Source organism: Pueribacillus theae, assembly GCF_003097615.1.
Taxonomy (GTDB): Bacteria; Bacillota; Bacilli; order Bacillales; family UBA6769; genus Pueribacillus; species Pueribacillus theae.
The window spans coordinates 14,335-39,545 of the sequence record NZ_QCZG01000018.1; the positions used below are offsets into that span (position 1 = coordinate 14,335).

The window sequence follows — 25,211 nt, forward strand, 5'->3', positions numbered from 1 at the left end:
CCATAAAATGTCTAGAAGAACATTTGTTATTGGATGAAAGGAGAACAGAGATGGAAAAGTTTCTGATTACACTAATTATAGCATTTTTCGTTGCAATCGGTGTTGTCGTCGGTGGTTCAATCATTGGTGGGATCGGGGCTTTTCTCATTAATGAGCCTCCAATGAAAACCATAGCACAGCTTGCAAATAATTTAAAAATCTGGGCACTTGTTGCCGCAATCGGCGGTACGTTCGACATGATTACAAATCTCGAACGAGGATTGTTTTATGGAACGCCGACAGAAATCGTAAAACAGATTTTACTCGTCATGTTTGCCATGAGCGGGGCATATACCGGAACACAAATCATTCAATGGTTTACACAGGAGACCATTCACTAATGCGTGTCCCTTCTACTCGCACATTATACAGATGGCAGCGTTTTTTCGCTGGGATTGTCATTGGTACCATTATTGGCTGGTTGCTCTTTTTAACTTTTTTCGGCATGATGCAAGAACGCCAAGTAGATATCATTTCAAAACAGCAGAAGCAAATAAAAGATTTAGAGGATAAAATTGCACTTTTCCAAAAGGATATTGAAGACATCAACGAAAAAAACGAAAAAAGCTTATTAATCCGTGAAATAAAAATTGAATTTATGAATGCAGATAAGCTTAAACTAAACGAAATGGAAAAATTTGAACTGGAGAAAAATGCTACACATTATTTAGAACAGCTGCTGTTAAACAAAAAAATCGACATCGTTTCAAAAAATAAAGAATTGCTTATTTCATCACTGGAAAATAAGCAATTCTTTGTCGAAAAGAAAAAATATAACTTAAAAGTGAGACAGCTTTATTTATATACAACGATTGAATTGTATATTGATGTCACTCTGTCTTAGAATCATATTCCATACAAACATTGCGCAGCATCTGTAAAATCGGTTCAACATCATCCCATGAATAAATTGTCGCACCTGACGCCAATGGATGGCCACCTCCATTAAATGTTGCTGCGATTGTATTTACAATGGGCCCTTTTGAACGGAATCTCACCCGAATTTGCCCGTTCTCCTCAATGAAGAATACCCAAACTTTTATTCCTTCAACATCGGAGAAAGCGTTCACCAATAGGGAAGCTTCGCTTGGCGACACATTGAATTTCTCCAATACAGACATCGGAAGTTTCATATGGCCAACGCCGGTTTCGTCCAGCGAAAAGTGCTGGAGAACATAGCCGTTCAGATGGACAAGTTCAATTCTTTGTTTATAGAGCTCTTCATAAATCGGTACAAAATTGAGGCCGTTTGCAACTAATTCATACGCATATTTGAATGCTTTTTCAGTTGTAGTTGGAAAAAGAAATCTCCCGGTATCTCCCACAATTCCAGCATAAATCAAAGAAGCGGCTTTCTCATTTAATAGGAGCCCCTTGTCTTTTCCGAAAAGATAAAACTCATAGATCATTTCACTGACAGAGCTCGCATTCGTATCCACCCACACAATATCCCCATACCGATCTTCGTTCGGGTGGTGATCAATTTTAATGAGCTTATCCCCCATCGTATAGCGCTTATCACTGATCCGTGGTTGATTCGCCGTATCACAAACGATAACGAGCGCCCCTTCATAAACGTTATTATCAATTTCGTCCATGCGGTTTAAAAAAGTTAATGACCGATCCTCTTCTCCTACGACAAAAACTTTTTTATTTGGAAAGCTTGCTTTCACAATTTCAGCGAGCGCCCCTTGGGATCCAATCGCATCAGGATCAGGCCTTACATGGCGGTGGATAATAATCGTCTCATACTTCTTTATCTCTTCAAGAATTTGTTCTTTCATAATTTCTCCTTCTCACAATTGAAGATTGTGTCGATTGTATGGCAAACATAGAAATTATCGGATAGAAGCATTAGTATATAAGTAAGAAAATACTTTCGGAGGTTTATTCATGCCAACACTCGCTATTCTTATCGTCATTTCAATTATGTTTTACTTTTTTTACAAAGTAAAGTCGTTTCGAACGAAAGCTCCAGCTGAAAAAAGCTGGATCAATACGAAAGCAAATATCGCTATTGGAAATTTCCTCTTATTTTTCGGCTTAAATCAAATTTTTATTTATTATAATTCTACGATTACGATCATTGTTGGTTCGGTCTTCATATTGTTAGGGTTGGCAAATATCATTTTGGGGTATCGGGCGTATCGTTACTATCTTCCGATTGCCATCGAGGAAGCGGCCCAAAACAAAGAAAGATAGAATCCTAATGGCGATCGATGAGCTGCGCCACCATTAAAGCCTTGCCGACGATTGTTCCTTCATGGAAAATTTCAACATCAAGCCTTCCATATTTTCTGCTTACTTCAAGAATGCGCGGTCGTATATCGATCGTGCTTTCAATTTGAATGGGCTTAATAAAAAAGATCGTTAAGTTTTCTACGACTGGATCACCTTTTTTATATTTTTTTAACACTCTGCTGCCTACCTCTGTTACAAGAGTAGTCATCACGCCATAAGCCAATGTCCCAAGATGGTTCGTCATTTGCGGAGTGACCTCACAAGTGAAAGACTCCACCCCATTTTCCTCTTTTTCTACAATTTGGTTTGCGATCAAATCAGCGAACGTTTCGCCAATTTGCGGCTGCTGCTGCATCGTTTGCATCGCTTTCAAAACATCCTGCCTGCTAATAATTCCTACCAATTTTTGGGACTGATTGACAACTGGAACCATTTCGATGCCTTCCCAAATCATCATATGTGCAGCCGTTGCAACAGATGTGCGTTCATTAACTGTCAAAGGATTTTTTGTCATAATTTTTTCAATTAGTATTTCATCGCCTGCATTAATGACATCTTTTGAAGTAACGATTCCAACAACTTTCATATTTGTGTCAACGACAGGGTAGCGGCTATGGGTCGATTCATCATGATGTTCATGCCATCTTTCCACCGTATCCCCGCTGTATAAAAATTGAGTTTTCTCAAGCGGCGTCAAAATATCGCTTACTTGGACAATTTCTTTTTTAATGAGTTGATCGTAGATGGCGCGGTTGATCATCGTTCCTGTTGTAAATGAATCGTATGATGTGGAAATAACAGGCAATTCCCGTTCATCTGCCAGCTGTTTAACCTCATCATTCGCATCAAAGCCACCTGTAATTAAAACAGCAGCTCCCGCTTCGAGTGCAATTTTATGCACTTGATCACGGTTGCCAACAATTAAGAGGCTTCCCGGCTCAACATATCTCATCATTGCTTCAAGTCTCATCGCACCGATGACAAATTTATTTAACGTTTTATGAAGTCCAGCCCGTCCACCAAGGACTTGGCCGTCAACAATATTTACAACTTCAGCAAAGGTTAATTTCTCTATATTTTCCTTCTGCTTTTTCTTAATTCGGATCGTGCCGACGCGTTCAATTGTGCTGACAAAGCCTTGATTTTCAGCATCTTTTATTGCTCGATAAGCTGTCCCTTCACTGACACCCAACTCTTTTGCAATTTGACGAACAGAGATTTTATCCCCGACTTCAAGTGCTTCAATAAAAGCTAGAATCTGTTCATGTTTCGTAGCCATTCTGTTTCACCATTCTTTCATCTGTATCAATAACTTCATTATACAAATGAACACAGCCCGCGGCAATCTAGGTACCGTAATATCGTTGTTTCTCTTCTTTGAATGCTTTCTTCATTTCTTTCTGCTTGCTTTCAGCATACAAAAAAGCTGCCAAATTCCCCCCAATAGCGATAACAGCAAATGTTAACCAAAGTAAACTAAAATAGCCTGGCAGGCCTTCTGTAAAAGACAGGCGGGGCATTGCATAATAAATCAGTGCCAATGCTGACAAAATAGATAATAACCAACGTTGTTTCACATTTTTCCCTCCCAAAGCTTATCTCACTTTATTGTATGAAGAAAGGAAATAAAAATGAAAAAAGAAGCAGGGTTGCCCTCACTTCTTTTTGAAACGCGCTGTTAACAATTGTTAGTATACCCACGGTGCAATTTACCTTCCAAGAAAAAAGGTTTTCAGGCAAAATCGCTTCGTTTGATTCCTTAAATACGAATATCGTCTTTTGAAAGACAAGCTTATAATGTAATTGATTCGCCAGCCTTCAATACTTTCCCTTCTATCCCTTCTTTTAACAGCTGAACAAATTGATTCGGGTCTTGTTCAATAACCGGAAATGTATTGTAGTGAATGGGGACAACCGTTTTTGCGCCAACCCATTCAGCTGCAACCGCGGCATCTTCAGGTCCCATCGTAAAATTATCTCCGATTGGAATGAAGGCCAAATCAATGTCGTTCATTTCCCCGATCATTTTCAAATCAGAGAAAAGCCCTGTATCTCCTAAATGATAGATCGTCTTGCCTTCAGCTGTAAACAAAATTCCTGTCGGCATTCCCGTATAAACGATGTTTTTATTTTCATCTTCTGTGTAATGTGAACTGTGGAATGCTTGAGTTAATTTTACTTTACCGAAATCGAATTCATATGCGCCGCCAATGTTCATTGGATGAACGTTTACGCCTTGCCAGCCTAAATATGTAGCGAGATCAGCCGTTGCAACGACTAATGCATCATTGCGCTTGGCAATTTCAACCGTGTCGCCGACGTGATCATTATGGCCGTGTGTCAAAAGAATAACATCACATTCAACCTTCCCTGCATCTAGATCCGTTTGATTATTTCCACTAATAAACGGATCGATTAAAATTTTCTTCCCATTCGTTTCAATCATGACAATGGAATGGCCATGGAAGCTTAGTTTCATTTGAGACACCCTTTCAATGATTACTCTCATAAATTAAAATACGCTATTTTTTTTAATTCCCCTGCATATTTTTTGCTAAACTTTACTTTTTACTTTTTAAAAGTCGATCTACTGGCTGGTACGGCATGTTGTGCGCTTCGGCGATCGCTTGATAAACGATTGAACCTTTTAACGTATTCAGCCCTTTCCTAATTGCAGGATTATCTAAGCTTGCTTGTTCGTAGCCTTTATTCGCAATTTCCAATGCGTATGGCATCGTTGCATTCGTTAAAGCGATCGTTGATGTCCGTGGAACAGCTCCAGGCATATTCGCAACCGCGTAATGGATGACGCCATATTTTTCGTAGGTCGGGTGGTCATGTGTCGAAACTCGATCGGCTGTTTCGACGATCCCGCCTTGGTCGATTGCAACATCGATAACGACTGAACCAGGCTCCATCGACTGAATCATTTCTTTCGTAACCAGCCGCGGTGCCTTGGCCCCCGGGATTAAAACGGCTCCAATCACGAGATCAGCTTCCGCAACGGCTCCGGCAATGTTGTAAGGATTCGAAATGAGCGTGTTTAGATTCGAGCCGAAAATGTCATCAAGCTGGCGCAAACGGTCAGAGCTTAAGTCAATAATCGTTACATCAGCCCCAAGCCCGACTGCTATTTTGGCTGCGTTTGTTCCTACAACGCCTCCGCCGATAATCGCTACTTTCCCATGCTTAACACCCGGTACACTCCCTAGCAGGACACCTTTTCCGCCATACGTTTTTTCAAGAAACTGTGCACCGATTTGCGCTGCCATTCTCCCCGCAATTTCACTCATAGGAGTAAGCAGTGGAAGTGTCCCATGATCAAGCTGTACCGTCTCATAGGCAATGGATACAATTTTTTTATCTGCCAATTCTTTTGTTAGTTCAGGGAACGCAGCCAAATGAAGGTATGTAAAAATAATTAATTCTTCCTTAAAAAATTGGTATTCTTCAGGCTGCGGTTCTTTCACCTTCAAGACCATATCAACGGCCCAAGCCTCAGCCGCGGTTTCAACGACTTCAGCTCCTGCAGCCTCATAATCTTTATTTAAAAAACCAGCATTTAAACCCGCATCTTTTTCAATCACAATTTGATGGTTGTGTTCGGTTAAAATCGATACACCCGCAGGCGTGATCGCAACACGATTTTCGTTGTTTAATATTTCTTTCGGAATTCCTATACGCATGTCTTTTCACCTTTTTCAATTCTTATTCATTTTCATTTTACAATACAATTCACATAGAAAAAAGTTTTTGCCCAATTAAGAATGGGCAAAAACTCTATTACTTAGAACTCCAGACCCAGGTGTAAAGTTCATTCTTTTTATTGATCCAACGAATATCTAAGCGTTCCAACTGTTTGTATTGTTGGCCTTTCAGTGAGGCTGCCATCTGATTGACATCCGCTTGTTCCGTCAATTGAAGCATTCGGACTATTTTTTGCACTTCTTTTTCCGCTTGGGCTCCTTTATAAACTCTTCCATTTTTTGAAAAAAGATAAATGCCAGACTCCTTGTACTCCCATATGTATTCATTTTCTTTTTCATGGATTGAAACTTTTAAAGAGATGCTATTCGATAATTCTTTAGCGGAAACCTGTAACGGAAAGACCGCAAACACCAGAAGCATAATAACTATGATTGTTCTTCTCATCTTATCAACACACCTTTTTAAGGTTGTTCAAAAAGGCTCGAGTTCTCGAACAAGCCGGGATGGTGATTGGCTCTTTTTTGAACGCTCTCTTTTATTAATAAGATGCGAAAAATATATTTTTTTATACGGACATTTTTACTTTTTTTACCGGTTCCGGTGGACAACGTCCACGCCGCCCGTTACATCGATAATGGCACCTGTCACCATGTCTGAATCTTCCTGGCAAAGGAACGAAATCATTCTTGCGATATCCTCGCCAGTTCCGGAACGGCCAATCGGCGTGTTGCGATCAAATGTCTTTCTAGCTTCATTGATGCTTGCTTCTTTCATATCGCCGACAATGTCCCCTGGACAAACCATGTTTGCCGTAATGCCATTTTCGGCTTCTTCGAATGCAACCGTTTTCGTTAAGGAGACCAACCCCACTTTTGCAGCGCTAAAAGCGGAGCGATTCACCCATCCCGGAGCAGATTCTGCACCTTGGAAACCGTATGTAATAATGCGTCCAAATTTTTGTTTCCGCATTTCGGGAATCGTTTTTTTCAAAAGATGAAATACTGCACTTAAATTCCCTTCCAGCATGGTGTACCATTCGGTATCTGTGTAATCAACTAATTTTTTCCGTTCAAAAATGTAAGGTCCCGCATTATTAATGAGGAAATCGATTGTACCGAAAGCAGAGAATGCTTCATCCACAATATGCATAATATCTTCTTTCTTCGTTACATCTCCCTGTGTAAACAAAAGCTGATCTTTGTATTCGCTCCATTCGTCTTTCAATCTTGTAACAGCAGCTTCATCACTTCTATAACTAATCGTAACATTGCAGCCCTCTTGAAGCAGTTGTTCAGATACCTTTTTCCCCAATCCTTTCGATCCTGCAGTAATTAATGCGTGCCTCATCATAACCCCCCTCTTCTATTCAACATCTTACAATATTCTTATCTTCCTCGCCAATTGAATAGGATTATGCTTACACTCTGTTCATTTCGGGTATATAATAAAAAGGAGTCGGATGCCAGAAGCAAGATTTGTATAAATTTGCGATAAAGCAAATTTATTTAAAAAGGGGAGGGAACATGATGGCGATTTACCGGAATGTCATGGTTGCTGTTGATGGTTCAAAGGAAGCGGACGGCGCATTCAGCCGGGCACTCAAAATTGCGGCTGCAGATGGCGCAAAGCTCCATATTGCCCATGTCGTTGATACGAGAAGCCTCACACCGATGGATCAATATGCGCCTTATAACATTTCAATTACCGATGCTGAAAGCTATGGTGGAAAGCTGCTGGACGAATATGTTGAAAAAGCAAAAATGCAAGGGTACGAGAATGTTGAAGCCGTGCTGCAATCAGGAAGCCCTAAACGAGATTTACCGATTACACTGGCGGATAAATACAATACTGATCTTATTGTATGTGGCGCAACCGGTTTAAATGCAGTTGAACGTTTCTTAATCGGAAGCGTATCGGAACAAATTGTCCGTAACGCCCATTGTGATGTCCTCGTTGTGAGAGACAAAGAAATTTCTAGAGAAAGTTAATTTCGATCCTTCAGGTGAACACATAAGTATTAAAAAAGCTCGCAAGTCAATTTTTTAGACTGCGGGCTCTTTGCCTTCCATTATTTTCTTCGCTTTTTCAATTGCCGCGGAGACTTGTTTGAATCCTGTCCCACCAGCACTATTCCGGCGTTCAACGACTTTTCTCGGTTCAAGCATCGTATAAATATCGTCTTCAAATAGAGTGGATGCTTCCTTGAATTCCTCTATGCTTAAATCAAGCAAGAATTTGTGATGTTGAATGCAATAGAGGACGAGCTTTCCTACCACTTCATGCGCTTCTCTAAATGGCATTCCTTTTGTTGCGAGATAATCAGCAAGTTCTGTCGCATTCGAGAAATCTTGTGATACGGCCTTTTGCATTTGTTCACGTTTGACTGCCATCGTTTCGATCATGCCAGCAAAAATTTTCAGAGAACCTTTCACTGTTTTTACTGTGTCAAACATGCCTTCTTTATCTTCCTGCATGTCTTTATTGTAAGCAAGCGGCGTTCCTTTCAAAACGGTTAGCAAGCCGAATAAATTGCCGTAGACACGCCCTGTTTTTCCACGAATCAATTCAGCCATGTCAGGGTTTTTCTTTTGAGGCATAATGCTTGAGCCTGTTGCAAAACGGTCATCCATTTCAATAAATTGAAACTCTTGGGAAGACCAAAGAATCAACTCTTCACAAAAACGCGATAAATGCGTCATTAAAATTGAGGAGTCGCTTAAAAATTCGAGAATAAAGTCGCGATCGCTAACCGCATCAAGGCTGTTCTCATAAATGCCGCCAAATCCGAGCAGTTCTGCACTGTAGTGGCGGTCAATCGGAAAAGTTGTCCCAGCTAAAGCGCCGGCGCCTAGCGGGGACAGGTTAATCCTTTTTAAGCTTTCCTGAAAGCGTGCATAATCGCGCTCAAGCATCCAAAAATACGCCATAAGATGGTGTCCGAAGGAAATAGGCTGCGCCCGCTGCAAATGGGTATATCCAGGGATAAGAGTTTCCTGCTCCTCTTCTGCTTTTCTAAGCAGTACATCTTGCAGTGTAGCAATGGCATCCAAAATCTCTTTTACTTGCTTGCGAAGATAGAGATGCATGTCCGTTGCCACTTGGTCGTTTCGGCTTCTTCCTGTATGAAGCTTGCCTCCAACTGGGCCAATTTCGTCAATAAGCATTTTTTCAATATTCAAGTGAATATCTTCAAGGGCAACGGAAAATTGGAGCTGCCCATTCTTTGCTTTTTCTTTTAGTTTTGTTAAGCCTTCTATAATTTTCTGTGCTTCTTCGCCTGCTAAGATGTTTGTCTTTTTCAGCATGCTCACGTGGGCAAGGCTGCCTTCAATGTCTTCTTCGACAAGCTCCTTGTCAAAGCCGATTGAGGCGCCGAATTCGTCAACCCACTCTTCAGCATGCTCGACAAACCGGCCTCCCCATAGCTTTGTCACGCTTTCACCGCTTTCTTCGAGTTCACCATGCTATGAACTTTTGTTGGCAATCCAAAAAGTTCAACAAAGCCTACTGCTGCATCATGATCAAATTCGTCTTCTTTCGTATACGTAGCCAATTTCTCGTCGTAAAGAGAGTATTCGGATTTTCTCCCTTCGACAATCGCATGGCCTTTAAATAGTTTTACTCTCACTGCACCTGTGACAGATTTTTGTGTTTCTTTCAAGAATGCGAGCAATGCTTTTTGTAGCGGCGAGAACCAGAGTCCATTGTAAATAAGCTCTGTCATTTTTTGTTCGATGACTGGTTTAAAGTGAGCCACTTCTCTCGGTTGTGTTAAATCTTCAAGCTCTTTATGCGCTTTAATAAGTGTCATTGCGCCTGGGCACTCGTACACTTCCCGAGATTTAATTCCGACGAGACGGTTTTCCACATGATCAATCCGGCCAACGCCGTGCTTTCCAGCAAGCGCATTTAATTCCAAAATCAATTCATCGAGCTCATATTTGATGCCGTTTATCGAAACTGGCACCCCATGTTCGAATTCGATTTCAACAATGTCAGGCGTATCTGGCGCATCTTCAATCGAAACAGTAAGGTCATATGCATCTTCAGGCGGTGTCACCCAAGGATCTTCCAATACGCCGCATTCGTTGCTTCTTCCCCACAAGTTCTGGTCGATAGAATATGGGCTGTCAAGATCAATGGGAATCGGAATCCCGTTCGCTTTCGCATATTCAATCTCTTCTTCCCTCGACCATTTCCAATCCCGAACAGGCGCCAATACTTTTAAATTAGGGTTTAACGCTTTAATGGAAACTTCAAAACGGACTTGGTCGTTTCCTTTGCCGGTGCAACCGTGGGCAACAGCCTCCGCACCAAATTGCTCCGCAATTTCTACAAGTTTTTTTGCAATGAGCGGTCTTGATAATGCCGAAACGAGCGGATATTTTTGTTCATACAATGCATGGGCCTGCAATACAGGCAATGCATATTCTTCCGCAAACTCTTTTTTTGCATTAATGGAATACGACTGGATGGCACCGACTTTCAATGCCTTTTCTTTTACGAAATCCAAATCTTTTCCTTCCCCAACATCAAGTCCAAGCGCAATGACATCATAGCCCTTATCTTGGAGCCACTTAATTGCAACCGACGTATCTAATCCTCCAGAATATGCTAAAACGACTTTAGGATTTGCCATTGTTAGTCCCCTTCCAATTTTGAATAATCATTCATGATGTTAAATGTTTATACATTTTTATGCAAAAATTTTAGAGGCCTCAATAAAACCTCTTCCTTGGCGAATGACTTTTCTTTATAATGATATCCTTACTTTAACAGCTTCTTGGATCTTTTTCAATAGTTATGCATAAAAAAGCATAAAAATTTATTCCCTTGTCATTTCTTGGCCATGTTTGCATGGCGTACCAGTTGCCGAGTATGAAGCCAAATCTACAAATCATTGGGGAGACAGAGGCCAAGTTTGCCATCAAAAAGAAAATTATAACTCATCGCCTGCCGCTGCCCTCTCTTCCAGTAATCTTTTTGCATAAAATTTATCTGCAATCTCTAATACTTTGTGAGAGAAGTGGTAGTTTAACCAAGCGCCAATTGCAATGCTGAGAAAAGGGATGCCTTGTCTCGTTTTTTTTCTTAGCATCATGATTAAAAATGCTTTTGCAATTTGTTTCAACTGGTTTTGAAGCCAATCATTGTCGATAATCTTGTCGCTTCCCTCATAAAAGAATGGGTGGTTGAGCATTTTTGCTTCTTCCTCTAAATTTTTCCACATGGCATATTGGTCCTTTTTCGAAATCGTTGCCGTATAAAAAACTTTAAGAGATAAAAGCATTTCAACCGGATGAATGACAGAATAACCATATGTCATCGCAATAAATTGTACCGCACGTAAATTGAGCACGAGCAGTGACGGCAGATCAAGCCCTAAAAACAACAAATTTCCTGTTCCGGATAATCCTCCTTGCAAAAGGGATCGAATCTGCTCCTTATCGATTCGCCGCTTCGAAATATACATAAGGGTGTGCACAGGCAAGCGCTGCATATCTCCGATTGTTTGTATGGATTCATCGAAATTCCGTGCTTCATCAAGAAGCTTGTCTGCTGCTGATGTATGCCACTTCGTTGACTGCATGAACAAGTTAAATAGAAAAAGTAGATTATCGAGCAGCTCTAAGCTCTCCCCATCGAAACGGAAAAGCGGCTTGCTCGGCTGTTGTTGTCTTTCAGGATTTTGGAAAAAATCCTCTTCCCAACGAAGAATGTCTTCATAGATCGCTCGTTCCTTTTTTGTTAGGCTCAAATTCTGCTACCTCCTTTTACGAGGAACATTTTCATCAAACCATTCGTTAATTTTTGTGATCGCATGTGATAACTTCCGTTCATCTGAAAAACTTGGAAGGGATGCCAGCAACACTTGCTTTGGCGGTTCAATTTTATCCGACTTTTTCCGGATCATAAAGATGCTTTTTTGGCTTTCTTCATTTTTAAACATGGAAAGCGGGAGTTGAAGCAACCCTTGAATGACTGCCTTTTCTTTTAAAAATGTATGCAGTTTTGCCGCTCCTTCTTGCTCAAACAGCCCATTTGGAATTAGAAAAATAAGAACAGCGCCTTCTTTTGCATAGCGCAAGCTTTGTTCAATTAACAAATGATGAACGAAAGAATGGCCTGATGATGCCTTAAGCTCATAGCCTTCGGCGATGTCATCATTTGGATAATAACCGATAGGCAAATCGGCAACAACAAGATCAACCGGATCAACAAAGAGCGGCCGGACAGCGTCGCCGTGAAAAAGTTCAATGCGGTGTGCCTGCAAATTCGCATTCACATAAGCCAATCTTAGCAATGTCTCATCCGCTTCGATGCCAAATGCTGCCGTTTCCTCTGGCATGCCGTTTAAGATAGCTGTCAGTAGATTTCCTGTGCCGACAACTGGATCAAAGATCGCCACCTGCTTTTCATCACCCATCCATTTATTTACGAGATAGCCGATAAAAATCGAAACAGCATCGGGTGTCATTGCGTGGCGGGGCTGAAGCGCTTCTTTCATCCCCTTAAGTACAGAAAGCTGCATGGCTTTTCTTATCTCTTCTTTTGAATATCGATCAAGCTGAATCTTTCCATAGATGTTATGCAGCTTTTTTTGGCTAAGATCGCTAACCTGCTGGAGAATCTCTTTTTGGAAAATATTTTCTCCCGTCTCGGCAACCGCTTCTAAATATGTAATCGAAAGTTCATGCTGCAAAATGCCCGCACTGCCATCAATCGACTGAAAAAGAAATTCAACATATGATTTTGTCATAAAAAATCCTCCGAAACCGTAATGAAAAAGCTTCGATGCCAAATTCAACATCGAAGCTGTATGAAGCAGATTTCTATTGAGCTTGCTTAGCTGCTTCAATTGCCGCATCATAATCAGGATGGTTTGTTGCTTCTTTTACGTATTCAGTATACGTTACTTTTCCGCTTGAATCCACAACGAATACCGCCCGCGCCAGAAGCCTCAGTTCTTTTATTGCGACGCCGAAAGCTTCGCCGAACGAAAGATCGCGATGATCCGATAGTGTGATCGCTTTTTCAAGCCCGGCGTTTCCGCACCAGCGTTTTTGGGCAAAAGGAAGGTCCACACTAATGGTAAGCAGTGTAACATTACCCAGCTTTTCGGCTTCTTCGTTAAATCTGCGGGTTTGTGCATCACATACGCCAGTGTCTAGCGATGGAACGACGCTAATCAAGCGTACACCTTCATAATCATCAAGCGACTTCTCTGTTAAATGATTGTCTAACACAGTAAAATTTGGGGCTGAATCCCCAACTTTCACTTCATTTCCGAGAAGTGTTACCGGGTTTCCTTTAAACGTAACTTCAGCCATACGAAAGTCCCCTCCGTTTTTAAAATTGGCTCGATCACCCGCGGGTACGATTTACCTTCCGAGAAGCGGGTTTTTCTAACGGAAAAAAGGTTCTCTTCAGGCAAAATCATCCCCGCTAATTTTATTTAAGCCTAAAAATGAGTGAAGCCCAAACCTAGCCAGTATGTAGCTTCCTGTACACTACAATTCAACGGAAATGGTTTGATTCCTGCCAAAACAACTTTTATTTTCTTGTGTGGACGACCCACGTATCGGCAAAATAATCATGAACCCCTTGCTTGTCAGGAGGAAATGCAACCCATACGTAAACAAGGCCAAACAAAGCTTTGCTAATAAATCTGCCGACAACTTCACGAAAAAGAATCGTATCCCATGCCAATTTCTCATCTTTCGATATCACTTTAATGCCGAGCACCATTTTTCCGATAGTTTGGTTGAAATACTTCGTCATCAAGGCAAAATATAAGAAAAACACAACCCCTGTTAAAATCGTTTCAATCGGTAAAAAAGCCGGCTCTCCTGGTTCAATATCAAAAATCTGAATGATGGGATTGACAACGATTCGATTTAAACTCCCGATGACTAACAAGTCAAGAAGATATGCCCAAAAACGAATCCAAAAACCTGCGTATACATATTCCGTCTGTTTCGGAGTGTCAAGTTCTTCCATCAAATCTGTATTTGACGTTATATCCATATTTCCACCTACTCTGTAAATAAATACATTAATCGAGGAGAATTTGATTCGCCAATCAGTTCCCGAATCCCAAGCAAGTCAGCATCCTTGCCGAACATTTTTTGGGCAGTCATTTGGAATAGAGACCCGAATCCGAAGCTTTGTTCATATTCAATGACGCTTACGTTTTCATCACCGATCTCTTTTTTCATTGCTGCAATCGTATCGTCCAAATTTCCAAGTTCATCAACTAAGCCCAATTCTTTCGCTTGGCGTCCATCATACACCCGGCCGTCCGCAATTTTTTTCACGGAGGCTTCGGACATATCCCTTCCGCTTGCAATCACCTTAACAAATTCATCATAAGAATTGTTTACCATCGATTGAAGAATGTTTCGCTCTTCTTTTGTCATATCCCGATCAGGTGAACCAATATCTTTATGCGGGCCGCTTTTGACCGTTTCAAATTCAATGCCCAATTTATCTGCCAACTCACTGTAATTGAGCGTTTGCATGATGACACCTAATGAACCAGTCATTGTAGAAGGATTTGCATAAATTTTATTTGCCGGAGCTGAAATGTAATAACCGCCTGAAGCTGCTACACTGCCCATTGATACATATACCGGCTTCTTCGTTTCCTTCTGGATTTCTGTAATTTTTCGATGGATATCTGCACTTTCAACAACGCCGCCGCCTGGTGAATTCACGCGGAGAATGATCCCACTAATGGTTTCATCTTCCCCAGCTTGATCAAGCATTCTTAAAAACTGGCGATGATTGTACCCTACTGATTGATAAAACGGATTAGCCGCCACATCTTCAATTGTCCCATTCACTTCAAGAACTGCAATTCGTTCAAGGCTCGTTCCGGACTCCAACGTTTTTTCAGCGAATTCTTCTTCCGATAATGCTAAGAGATTTTCTTGAAAGCTTTCAAAATTGCCGAAAGCCATTGAGTAGGCGAAATTCAGCATAATTGACACTACAAAAATACCAGCCGCAATTCCGAGCGCGGCCCATCTTTTCGCGTTCATAGTAACCCCCTTCAAAAGTGCGTTCTAAAACAAGATTAATCATAACATATTATATGTATGGTTTGAAATCTTAAAAATAAAACAGAGCCGTTTTTTACAGGCTCTGTTTTATTGTATTTATAGAACTGGAATAAAAGAATTTTAATTCACAATTGGTTTGAGTTTGACAAAGAAGCGGGCATGACTGCTCCCTATTCTTTCATTCCTTTCTATAGTTTTTAATTGAATTGTCTGTTCATTTCTAGCTGGCGCAGTTCAATGCGTCTTATTTTTCCTGATGTTGTTTTTGGCAAATCGCTTACAAATTCAATTTGGCGCGGATATTTATAGGGTGCAGTTAATTGTTTAACGTGATCTTGAAGTTCCAAAATTAAATCCTCGCTTTTTTCAATTCCATCTTTTAAAACGACGAAAGCTTTCACGATGTGGCCGCGTATTTCATCCGGGCTTGCTACAACGGCGCATTCCTTCACACTCGCATGTTTGACAAGTGCATCCTCTACTTCAAATGGCCCGATTGTATAGCCTGAACTGATAATAATATCATCTCCGCGGCCTTCAAACCAAAAATACCCTTCTTCGTCTTTTCTCGCTTTATCACCCGTTAAATAATACTCACCTACATAAGCAGCCTGTGTTCTTTCGGGATCCTTATAATATTCTTTAAACAGTGCGGGAACGCTCTTGTGTACTGCAATATTGCCGACTTCACCGACTTCAACTGGTTTGCCATCTTCATCAATAATTTCAACGCGATTGCCCGGTGTCGGTTTTCCCATTGAGCCCGGTTTGATTTTCATTCCTTTTCCGGTGCTTACAATCAATGAATTTTCTGTTTGGCCATAGCCGTCTCTGACATCAATCCCGTGATACTTTTTGAAAACATCGATCACCTCACGGTTTAACGGTTCACCAGCTGAAACCGCACTATGAAGCGCACTCAAATCATAGGATGATAAATGATCAACCTTTGCCATCAGGCGGTATTCTGTCGGCGTGCAACACAAAACATTAATTTTTTCTTCTTCCAATAAGTTTAAATACGTTTCTGGTTCAAACTTGCCGTTATAAATAAAGCCTGTTGCGCCTTTTCCTAAGACGGAAACAAACGGGCTCCAGATCCACTTTTGCCACCCCGGACCTGCCGTTGCCCAAACTGTGTCGCCTTCTTGAATGTCAAGCCATGAATCGGCGGCCGTGCGCAAATGGGCATAGGCCCAACCGTGGCGATGGACAACACCTTTCGGCTGTCCAGTTGTTCCAGATGTATAGGAAAGAAATGCCATATCGTCACGACTCGTTTCAACCCCTTGGAATGAGTCGCTTTCATTTAACGTTAAAGTATCAATTGATGTCCAATTGTTTGCGCCTTTACCATATACAAGCCGGTGTTCAAGCGTCGGAATCGGTTCTGTAATCTTGTTCACTTGTTCAATAAACGGTTCATAAGCAATAACCGCTTTCGCTTCTCCGTGATTGATCCGATAACTTAAATCCTTTGCCCGCAGCATTTCCGATGATGGGATTACGACAAGCCCCGCTTTTAGACAGCCCAGATACGTTACATAGGTTTCGATTAAACGAGGCATAATGATCAAAACACGATCGCCTTTCGTTAAACCAAGATTTGTTAAACCATTTGCGAGTTTATTTACTTGTTTAAATAGTTCAGTATAGGTAATTTCCTTCTTTTCTCCAGATTCATTTCTCCAGATTAGAGCCTTTTTTGTCTTATCTTGTGTAAAAGCTTCCATCTCTTCCGTTAAATTGTATGTTTCTGGAGCAAGCAAATCTTTCATATCCATTGAAAATACATCCCCTTTGATAGCTTATGGCTTTAAATCATTATACTATAGACTTGGAATAAAAGAATTTTAATTCACAGTAAGTTTGAGTTTGAAAAAGAAGCTGTCAGGACACTCCGAAAGCTTTCGAGCGTCTGGAAGTAAATTCAATGATGACCGTTCTCCAGCTTTCTACGTTCAGATAATCAAACTCAAAAGACTGCTCCTTACAATTCTTTAGTTCCATTCATATACTTTTTATTCGCTAGAATCCTCTTAATATGTTCCACCGTTTCAGGATCTTCGAGTCCTGTAATATCTCCTGCTACCTCTCCTTTCAGAACAATTTCTTTTAATAGGCGACGCATAATTTTCCCGCTTACTGTTTTAGGCAAGGCTTCCGAAATGATGACAGCGCTTGGACGAGCAATTGCCCCAATACGCTTTACAATCGAATCAGAAATTTGCATTTTTATGTCTTCTTCGTTTTCAACGTGTGCGGAAAGTCTCACAAAAACAAGTGGAACTTCACCTTTTATTTCATCGGGAATCCCAATGACCGCAACTTCTGCAACACCAGGGGCTTCTAACGCAGCGCTTTCCATTTCCATTGTGCTAAGCCGATGACCAGCAACGTTAAAGGCATCATCCGATCGGCCAACTACCCAGAAATGGCCATCATCATCTTTTAACGCGATATCGCTGGCATAGTAAGCCCCTTCCACTTGGCTGAAATAGGAAAGATAATATCTTTCAGGTTCTTTCCATAACGTGCGGCAAAGCATTGGAAATGGTTTTCGAATGACAAGATTTCCCAATGTATTTGGCGGTAATGAGTTTCCTTCATCATCGACAATATCCATATGTGCCCCAAGGAATTCGATCCCCGCTGATCCCGGCTTCATCGGTGTAAGCCATGCTGCACCAGCTAACGGACATCCTGCCGTTTCCGTTTGTCCCCATGTGTTGTTTACACATACTTGTTTTTTACCTAGTACTTCATACGTCCAATGCCATGTCTCGGGATCAAATGGTTCGCCGACTAAAGAGATGACATCTAAGCAATCGAGGTGATATGGTTTGATTGCTTCTTCCCCCAAGCTTTTTAACATACGAAGAGCTGTTGGTGCGGTAAATAGTTTGTTGACACGATATTTGTCGATAATTTGATAAAATCGGTCTTTTTCTGGATAATCTGGGGCTCCTTCGTAGATAACGGTTGTCACGCCATTTGCCAAAGCACCAGCAATTCCCCATATGTGCATGGTTAACCATCCGATATCTGCTGAACACCAAAATACATCATCGGCATGATGATCCATATGATATTTTGCATAAATATAATTTTGTATGACAAACGCGATGCCGGAATGGACAACCCCTTTTGGTTTACCTGTTGTTCCACTTGTGTAAAAGACGATCCCGGGCTCATTGGCTTCCACTCGCGCTGGTTCACAGACAATGCTTGCGGTTTTTCGAATGTCATGCCACCATATATCACGGCCCTCTTTCATCGGTGGATTTGTATTTAGACGATTAACAACAAGAACGTTTGTAATAGTAGGAATCGAATCAATTACCCGATCTACTTTTTCTTTCAATGGGATGATTTTTCCGCGGCGGTAGCTCGCATCAGCTGTGACGATGACTTTCGGTTCATAGTTAATTAACCGATCTTTTAATGATTCTTCAGAAAATCCGGAAAAAATGGCATTGTAAACAGCACCGAGACGGAAACAAGCCAATACCGCTATGAATGCTTCCGCCAAATTCGGAAGATAAATCGCGACGGCGTCCCCTTTGCCTACACCAAACGATTTAAGGGAGTTTGCAAACCGATTCACCTCAGCTAACAGCATACTATAAGTATAAAATTGGGTGTCCCCATTTTCCCCTTCCCAAATGATCGCCGTTTTATTTCCCAACCCATTTTCAATATGGCGATCTAGCAAATTAACGCTAGCATTACTAATTCCACCTTTAAAAAAGGAAAAATTGGGCAACTCCCCGCTTATTGTCTCTTGCCACGGTTCATACCAGAACAATTCTTTTGCCACTTCTCCCCAAAATTTTTCAGGATCTTCTTTTGATTTTTTTAATAGCAATTGAAATGCTTCTTGGCTCCCCTCCGAAGTCATGCGAACTTTTTCCTCTTTCGGGTGAACTAATGAGCTATTTTCCACCACGCTTTGAATGCCGACAACATCCACTGTATCTCCTCCTTTTTAAAGTTTTTTAAAAGATCTTGTTCACCATGCTATCCTTTTACGTCGCTTATACGCTTTAATTTCTTTGTAATCGATGTCTCCTTCTTTGCTGACACCTAAATAATAATCTCGTACTTCTTCGTTTGACAGTAATGAGTTGACACCCCCTTCCATCACGATGCGGCCATTTTCCATAATGTAGCCATAATCTGCAATAGACAAAGCTACATTTGCATTCTGTTCAACAATTAACATCGATGTTCCTTCTTCTTTATTAATTTGTTTAATATTTTCAAAGATTTCTTTAACGAGAAGTGGCGCAATCCCTAAAGATGGTTCATCCAGCAGAAGAAGTTTTGGCTTCGCCATAATTCCCCTTCCGATTGCAAGCATCTGTTGTTCCCCTCCTGATAGCAATCCAGCATGGCGGCTATGAAGCATTTTTAATTTGGGGAAATAATGATAAACCCTCTCAATATCATTTTTTAGATTTTTGCGATCCTTACGAGTATAAGCCCCAGCCATTAAGTTTTCTTCTACTGTGAGATGTTTGAATACCCTTCTCCCTTCCATACAATGGAAAATTCCTTTTTTTACGATCACATCCGGGCTAACATCATTAAGTTTCGCGCCTTCAAATTCAATCGTTCCATCCGTAATCTGGCCCCCTTCCCCTTTAAGCAGCCCCGATATTGCCTTAAGGGTAGTCGATTTACCGGCGCCATTGCTTCCAAGTAAAGCAACGATCTTTCCTTCTTGCACTTCAAGTGACATTCCTTTTAAAACAAGAATAATTCTTGAATAAACCGTTTCAATATTGTTAACGCGAAGCATAAGCATCCCCTTTTCAGAAAAACGCTGGCGCGTCTTTTCTTTGGAAGTCGAAGTTAGAGGTTAAAAAAGAGCAAATTAAGACTTTCTTTTAAAATGGGGAGAGTAGAAGCACCTGTTTGAACAAGTGCCTCTCACATCATTTTTAATCGCCTGAAGCACTACTGCCTGCTTACCGATGGCTAAAGTAATCTGTAATGGCTACCCATTTACCATTTTCCACTTTGCCTAGACGCGTTTTAGTTGTACCTGCATGGTTATCAGGTGTAAATGTAACATTCGCACCTAAGCCCCCCAAGTCAAAGTCAGTAAGTGTTTCTAGACCGGCACGGATATCTTCCCCAGTGATTTCGCCATCTGTCGTTTCAGCTGCCTTTTTAATTCCTTCTACCAAAATTTTGGAAGTCTCCCAACCTTGAACAAACTTCTGATCAATGTCATCCACTGTTTTTCCCTCAGAATCTAAGTATTCTTTAATTTCTTCCATGCCGGGTAAATCTTCGTACGGGAATGCGTGCGAAAGAATTCCCATGTACCCTTCAGCAGTATCACCAACAAGCTCAATTACCCCTTCACCAGCAGCCCAGTTTAAGCCAATAAATTGTGTATCAATACCGAGTGTCTTCGCGTCTTTTAAAATCGTTGCCGTAGCTCCCCATGTTTGTTGGATAATCGCATAATCAGGGTTTTTCTTTTTCATGTTTAATAGTTGTGATTGCGCTTCTGTCGCTTGTACGTCAATGACTTGTTCATCAACAATTTTGACACCAATTTCTTCACCATGTTTTTTAATATCTTCAATCGGTGAACGGCCAAATGCTGTATCGTTATAAAGCAATGCAACCGTTGGATTATCACCTTCGTGGTTTTCTTTAATCCATTGTAAAACCGCCCGCCCTTGATCAGAATACGAAGCAGCAACAAGGAAATTGTAAGGACTTTCTTCTAAATTCTTCAAGTTTTCGGAATAGGAAGCGGAAAGGAACGGTAATTTATCATTTGCCACTTGCTGGCGCAATGCTTCCGTATCTCCTGTCCCCCAACCAAGAATGGCAGAAACGCCATCTCGATCACGAAACGCCTGGTAAACGCGTTGTGCTTCTTGTGTGTCATAAGCATAGTCTTCTCCCCTATGCTCGATCTTGACCCCTTCAATGCCACCTGTGTTTTCTAAATGTTTAAAATAGGCCTCTTCCCCTTCAGCAAAAGGGGTTCCTACATCTCCTGTTCCCCCAGTGATATCGTAAATACCACCGACCTTCACTACTCTTTCACCACCTGACGCTTTATCATTTCCTTCGGATTTTTCCTTTGAATTTCCGCCGCTTTCAGCCGGAGCAGACGATTTTCCTCCCCCGCAAGCCGCTAGAAGACCAACCAGGAACACAACAAACAACAATCCAAAAAATTTCTGCAAACTGTTCTTCATGAATATTTCCCCCTTAACTTTTTATATGGAATGAAACCGCATGGTTTCGATTTCCCAATGATTTAGTGAGAAAATGGCCATAAACGGAAATAATTTTTAATATTTGTCCAAATATGGGCCAATCCACCAGGTTCAAAGATTAAAAACAAGATGATAACACCGCCAAACACAAACTCACTTAAGGCGGAAAATAATTGATACAAGTCTGGCATATACACTGTAAGAAAATTGATTAAATAGTTTAATGCAACAGGTAAAAGTGTAATAAACATAGCACCTAAGATTGAGCCTAGAACACTGCCTAAGCCGCCAACTAAAATCATCGCCAAATATTCAATCGAGACATGTGTACTATATAGTTCGGGACTGACAATCATTGTGTAATGTGCAAGTAACGCACCGGCAATCCCAACAAAAAATGAACTGATTGCAAAAGACATGACCTTATATTTAAATAAGTTGATACCCATAATTTCCGCAGCAACGTCGCGATCACGAACTGCTAAAAATGCTCGTCCTGTTCGCGTTCGAACTAAATTCAGGGCATACATTGCTGTCAAAATAAGAATGACGATACAGAGATAGTAGTAGCTCATCGTACTTGAAAATGAAAACCCGCCGACAGAAGGACGACTAAGTACCATCCCGGCTGTTCCGCCTGTTAAGCTATCCCAACGGCTAATCACAAAAAGGATAATAACTTGCGCTGCAAGTGTGGCTATCGCCAAATATAAACCTTTTAAACGCAGGGAAGGAATTCCGAACAGACCACCAACAATTGCTGTAGCAATTCCTGCTAATGGAAGGGCGAGCCAAAAGCTCAATCCTAGCGTTGACGTCAATATCGCTGACGTGTAGCCTCCAACACCTAAGAAAGCACCAACACCAATCGAGATCTGTCCAGTATATCCCGTTAAAATATTAAGACCGATTGCGCCAATCGAAGCAATTGCACACAATGTTAAAAGACCAACCACATAACTCGATGCGAACAGTGGCAACAATAGGAAGAATAAAACAAGAACGAGTATCTGTATTTTCATTCTCGGCACGCTAAACAATGCCATATCTTTACTATAAGCGGTTTTATAGTTTCCGCATTCCATCACAAATGGATTTCTCATCATCTCATACCCTTTCTATTCCACCCTTACCAAATAACCCGTGTGGTTTAATCATTAAAATAAGAATAATAACGATGAATGGTGCAACTTCTTTCAAACCGCCACCGACAAGCGGATCTAAATATCCTCCCGCCAGACTTTGCAGAATACCGATGATAAAACCGCCGATAATGGCACCTAGAATGCTATCTAATCCTCCAAGGATGACAACAGGTAATACGGTTAAACCGATAATCGCCATTGTCGAGCTTACACCATTGATATTCCCTAACAAAATACCTCCAACCGAGGCTACAACAGAAGCAATTGCCCATGTGATTGCATACACCGCTTTTACACTAATTCCCATTGATAAAGCGGCTTGTTGGTCATCTGCTACAGCGCGCATGGCAATGCCTATTTTTGAAAATTTAAAGAAAAGTGAAAAAATAATCAGAAGAGCGATTACAATAACGAAAGACCAAAGATAAACAGGCGTAACGATAATTCCACCGATTTCGATTGGTTGAGACGGGAAAACTTGAGGGAATGCTTTTCTTTGGTGTCCCCAAATCATATGCGCGGCACCGGCAAGTAAGCTAGACAATCCGATGGTCGCCATAATGACAGAGATAACTGGGGCATTTAGAAGTGGACGGAGTACAATTCTTTCGACCGCAAGTCCTAGAAAAGCGCTAAAAACAAGCGTAATAAGTAGTGCTGCAATAAATGGTAATTTGTACGCTGTGACTAACGTCACACAAACATAAGCACCAATAAGCACAAACTCACCGTTCGCTAAATTTAACGCATCACTTGCTCGATAAATGAGGACAAACCCCAATGCTACAAGTCCATAAATACTTCCAACAACAATCCCTGTAACAAGCATTTGAAAAAAAAATGTCATATTTATGCAACCTCCTGTACAGCTTCTAACTGAATGACTCGTAGATTTGTCTCAATAATGGATTCTTTACCATCAGCAGCCTCGACTTTGTCTGTCACTTTCACTTCTTGAGTATCCGTGTAAAGACCTTCGATTAGTGTACGATATTTTTCAGAAATGTACTGTCTTCTAACTTTTAATGTTCGAGTCATTTCTTCATCGTTTGCATTCAGTTGCTTATGGAGAAGCACAAACTTCTTAACTCTAGATTGCTGCGGAAGTTGTTTCATTAACTTTGCGACTTCTTTTTCAATCAATTGAATAACCTCTGGTTTTCTAGATAATTCTGAATATGTCGTATAAGTAATTTGATTTTTTTCCGCCCATCTTCCAACACTATTCATATCAATATTTAAAATAGCTGACATATACGGTTTATTTTTACCAAAACAAACAGCCTCCTGAATATATGGACTCACCTTCAACTTGTTTTCAACAATAGTTGGAGAAATGGTCTCGCCGTTTGTTCCCTTCATAATTGCCTCTTTATGATCAAGGATATGTAAGTGGCCATTATCATCAATGCGGCCATAATCTCCGAGTGAAATCCAGCCTCCGTCATCGTGCTTTGTGTCTTCATGTAAATATCGCAAGAAAACCGATGGGCTTTTCACAAAAATTTCGCCATCTTCGCCCACCTTCACTTCCGTATTAGGAAGTGGGAGCCCTGCATTCTCGACTCGTATATCATCATCTCGATGCACAAACGCAATTCCCGCTAATTCAGTGCCTCCATAGGACTGCTTGACATTCACGCCAATGCTATGAAAAAAATGAAAAAGTTCCGAACTAAGTGGTGATCCAGCAACATATGCCCGCTTTATTCTTGCCAATCCTAAATGATCACGAATCGCACTAAAAACGAGAAAATTCCCTAACAGATAAATAAACTTTACTCCGCCTGAAATTGGTTTTTTGTTCAGCTTCATCTCAGCAACTTTATCCCCAAACTTCTTAAATGTTTGGTAAACCTTTTTCTTAAACCAGCTTGTTTCTTGAATTCGGAGCATAAAATTAGAATGGATACTTTTGTAAACTCTCGGAGGTGCTATAAGTGTATGTGGGCCTATTTCTCGCAAATCAGCTAAAATCGTGCTCGATTTCTCAGGGAAATTAATGACCATCCCTCTGGTTAGCGGCATTGCAATACTCATTACTTGTTCATAGATCCAAGCGAGCGGTAAAAAAGACAAGTAATCATCCTTTTTTTCCATTTTGTCAACATCACCGAGATTTTCGGCTGCAGCAATTAAATTACTGTGAGAGAGCATAACTGCTTTCGGCTTACCAGTTGTTGCAGAACTATATGAAATAACCGCGACATCATCGCTGAGCAACCGCTCAGTTTTGCTGAATAAAAAATCGTCCTTCTCATTTAGTAAAGAGCTACCAATCTCTATTAAGTCATGGAAATTGTATAGTTTCGGGTGATCGTAATGCCTCATTCCTTGATTATTGTAGAATATAATCTGCTTAACTAGCGGAATCTTTTCCTCTATTTCAAGCAATTTATCGACTTGTTCTTGACCTTCAACGACGACAACACTTGCCTGAGAATCATTTAAATAATAAATAAGCTGTTTGGGTGATGATTCTTGATAGACACCGACAGAAATTCCACCTAAAAATTGGGCTGCCAATTGTGAAAATAGCCATTGTGGACGGTTATCGCCTATGATGGCTAGTTTCTCACCCCGTTTAAAATTACATTTAACAGAAAGAGCTATCGCAAATTGTTTCACTATTTCGTAATATTCACCCCAAGTTATTTCATTCCAAACTCCTAAATTCTTTTCCCTTAATGCTACGGTATGTTCTTCCTCTATCGCTCGCTTCGCGAGAAGCTGCGGCAATGTTTGTTCCAATGCCACCGATT

At 40.9% G+C, this 25,211-nt stretch carries 25 protein-coding genes; 4 read left to right on the top strand and 21 right to left on the bottom strand.

Annotated elements, in window-relative coordinates; translation table 11 throughout:
• Positions 1-50: 50 nt before the first annotated feature.
• Together DCC39_RS09795 and ytrI are read left to right on the top strand one after the other, a co-directional pair.
• Positions 51-380, top strand: a complete 330-nt coding sequence (locus tag DCC39_RS09795) for a YtrH family sporulation protein (RefSeq protein ID WP_116554717.1) — start codon at positions 51-53, stop codon at positions 378-380.
• Positions 380-883 carry a sporulation membrane protein YtrI gene (ytrI, locus tag DCC39_RS09800; protein ID WP_116554718.1) on the top strand — a complete coding sequence of 168 codons (504 nt, stop codon included), beginning with the start codon at positions 380-382 and terminating at the stop codon, positions 881-883. Before DCC39_RS09795 ends, ytrI begins: the two co-directional genes overlap by 1 nt.
• Here ytrI and DCC39_RS09805 read toward each other — a convergent pair.
• Entirely contained in the window at positions 870-1,823 is a 954-nt protein-coding gene (locus tag DCC39_RS09805) for a DHH family phosphoesterase (protein WP_116554719.1), read from the bottom strand. The genes ytrI and DCC39_RS09805 overlap by 14 nt on opposite strands.
• A 109-nt stretch (positions 1,824-1,932) precedes the next feature.
• Here DCC39_RS09805 and DCC39_RS09810 point away from each other — a divergent pair, with 109 nt between their 5' ends.
• On the top strand, positions 1,933-2,241 hold the full coding sequence (locus tag DCC39_RS09810; RefSeq protein ID WP_116554720.1) for a YtpI family protein: 309 nt from the start codon (positions 1,933-1,935) through the stop codon (positions 2,239-2,241).
• 4 nt (positions 2,242-2,245) lie between these two features.
• On the opposite strand, the gene DCC39_RS09815 is transcribed toward DCC39_RS09810, so the two are convergent.
• The 6 genes from DCC39_RS09815 to DCC39_RS09840 form a co-directional block, all read right to left on the bottom strand.
• Positions 2,246-3,559, bottom strand: coding sequence for a DRTGG domain-containing protein (locus DCC39_RS09815; RefSeq protein ID WP_116554721.1), 1,314 nt, complete (start codon positions 3,557-3,559; stop codon positions 2,246-2,248).
• 67 nt (positions 3,560-3,626) lie between these two features.
• Positions 3,627-3,857, bottom strand: coding sequence for a hypothetical protein (locus tag DCC39_RS09820; protein ID WP_116554722.1), 231 nt, complete (start codon positions 3,855-3,857; stop codon positions 3,627-3,629).
• Positions 3,858-4,072: 215 nt separating this feature from the next.
• Entirely contained in the window at positions 4,073-4,759 is a 687-nt protein-coding gene (locus tag DCC39_RS09825; RefSeq protein WP_116554723.1) for a metal-dependent hydrolase, read from the bottom strand.
• Positions 4,760-4,841: 82 nt separating this feature from the next.
• On the bottom strand, positions 4,842-5,966 hold the full coding sequence (gene ald / locus DCC39_RS09830) for an alanine dehydrogenase (protein ID WP_116554724.1): 1,125 nt from the start codon (positions 5,964-5,966) through the stop codon (positions 4,842-4,844).
• A gap of 97 nt (positions 5,967-6,063) precedes the next feature.
• On the bottom strand, positions 6,064-6,432 hold the full coding sequence (locus DCC39_RS09835) for a hypothetical protein (protein ID WP_116554725.1): 369 nt from the start codon (positions 6,430-6,432) through the stop codon (positions 6,064-6,066).
• Between the two features lie 144 nt (positions 6,433-6,576).
• Complete coding sequence (locus DCC39_RS09840) at positions 6,577-7,335, bottom strand: SDR family oxidoreductase (RefSeq protein ID WP_116554726.1); 759 nt, start codon at positions 7,333-7,335, stop codon at positions 6,577-6,579.
• 179 nt (positions 7,336-7,514) lie between these two features.
• Between DCC39_RS09840 and DCC39_RS09845 the strand changes: the two genes are divergently transcribed.
• On the top strand, positions 7,515-7,976 hold the full coding sequence (locus DCC39_RS09845) for a universal stress protein (protein ID WP_338066549.1): 462 nt from the start codon (positions 7,515-7,517) through the stop codon (positions 7,974-7,976).
• A gap of 54 nt (positions 7,977-8,030) precedes the next feature.
• Here DCC39_RS09845 and argH read toward each other — a convergent pair whose 3' ends face one another.
• The 14 genes from argH to DCC39_RS09915 form a co-directional block, all read right to left on the bottom strand.
• Positions 8,031-9,422, bottom strand: coding sequence for an argininosuccinate lyase (argH, locus tag DCC39_RS09850; RefSeq protein ID WP_116554728.1), 1,392 nt, complete (start codon positions 9,420-9,422; stop codon positions 8,031-8,033).
• Entirely contained in the window at positions 9,419-10,627 is a 1,209-nt protein-coding gene (locus DCC39_RS09855; protein ID WP_116554729.1) for an argininosuccinate synthase, read from the bottom strand. The genes argH and DCC39_RS09855 overlap by 4 nt, the downstream gene beginning before the upstream one ends.
• Before the next feature lie 300 nt (positions 10,628-10,927).
• Positions 10,928-11,746, bottom strand: a complete 819-nt coding sequence (locus tag DCC39_RS09860; protein ID WP_116554730.1) for an EcsC family protein — start codon at positions 11,744-11,746, stop codon at positions 10,928-10,930.
• A gap of 6 nt (positions 11,747-11,752) precedes the next feature.
• The gene (locus DCC39_RS09865; protein ID WP_116554731.1) at positions 11,753-12,748 is read right to left on the bottom strand and encodes a class I SAM-dependent methyltransferase; all 996 of its coding nucleotides are present in this window, start codon (positions 12,746-12,748) and stop codon (positions 11,753-11,755) included.
• Positions 12,749-12,821: 73 nt separating this feature from the next.
• Entirely contained in the window at positions 12,822-13,319 is a 498-nt protein-coding gene (gene tpx, locus DCC39_RS09870; RefSeq protein WP_116554732.1) for a thiol peroxidase, read from the bottom strand.
• A gap of 223 nt (positions 13,320-13,542) precedes the next feature.
• Positions 13,543-14,016, bottom strand: a complete 474-nt coding sequence (locus tag DCC39_RS09875) for an RDD family protein (RefSeq protein ID WP_116554733.1) — start codon at positions 14,014-14,016, stop codon at positions 13,543-13,545.
• A gap of 8 nt (positions 14,017-14,024) precedes the next feature.
• Complete coding sequence (gene sppA, locus DCC39_RS09880) at positions 14,025-15,032, bottom strand: signal peptide peptidase SppA (protein WP_116554734.1); 1,008 nt, start codon at positions 15,030-15,032, stop codon at positions 14,025-14,027.
• Positions 15,033-15,250: 218 nt separating this feature from the next.
• Positions 15,251-16,837 (bottom strand): acyl-CoA synthetase MbcS, encoded by a 1,587-nt coding sequence (gene mbcS, locus DCC39_RS09885; protein ID WP_116554735.1) that lies wholly within the window; start codon positions 16,835-16,837, stop codon positions 15,251-15,253.
• Positions 16,838-17,043: 206 nt separating this feature from the next.
• Positions 17,044-19,026 (bottom strand): acetate--CoA ligase, encoded by a 1,983-nt coding sequence (locus tag DCC39_RS09890; RefSeq protein ID WP_116554736.1) that lies wholly within the window; start codon positions 19,024-19,026, stop codon positions 17,044-17,046.
• Positions 19,027-19,065: 39 nt separating this feature from the next.
• Positions 19,066-19,857, bottom strand: coding sequence for an ABC transporter ATP-binding protein (locus DCC39_RS09895; RefSeq protein ID WP_116554737.1), 792 nt, complete (start codon positions 19,855-19,857; stop codon positions 19,066-19,068).
• A 169-nt stretch (positions 19,858-20,026) separates the two neighbouring features.
• A complete protein-coding gene (locus DCC39_RS09900; RefSeq protein WP_116554738.1) occupies positions 20,027-21,283 on the bottom strand; it encodes an ABC transporter substrate-binding protein in 1,257 nt (418 codons plus the stop codon).
• A gap of 62 nt (positions 21,284-21,345) precedes the next feature.
• Complete coding sequence (locus DCC39_RS09905) at positions 21,346-22,407, bottom strand: branched-chain amino acid ABC transporter permease (RefSeq protein WP_116554767.1); 1,062 nt, start codon at positions 22,405-22,407, stop codon at positions 21,346-21,348.
• Positions 22,408-22,411: 4 nt separating this feature from the next.
• Positions 22,412-23,296 (bottom strand): branched-chain amino acid ABC transporter permease, encoded by an 885-nt coding sequence (locus tag DCC39_RS09910; RefSeq protein ID WP_116554739.1) that lies wholly within the window; start codon positions 23,294-23,296, stop codon positions 22,412-22,414.
• A gap of 2 nt (positions 23,297-23,298) precedes the next feature.
• Positions 23,299-25,206, bottom strand: a complete 1,908-nt coding sequence (locus DCC39_RS09915) for an AMP-dependent synthetase/ligase (protein ID WP_240613597.1) — start codon at positions 25,204-25,206, stop codon at positions 23,299-23,301.
• Between the last annotated feature and the right edge of the window lie 5 nt (positions 25,207-25,211).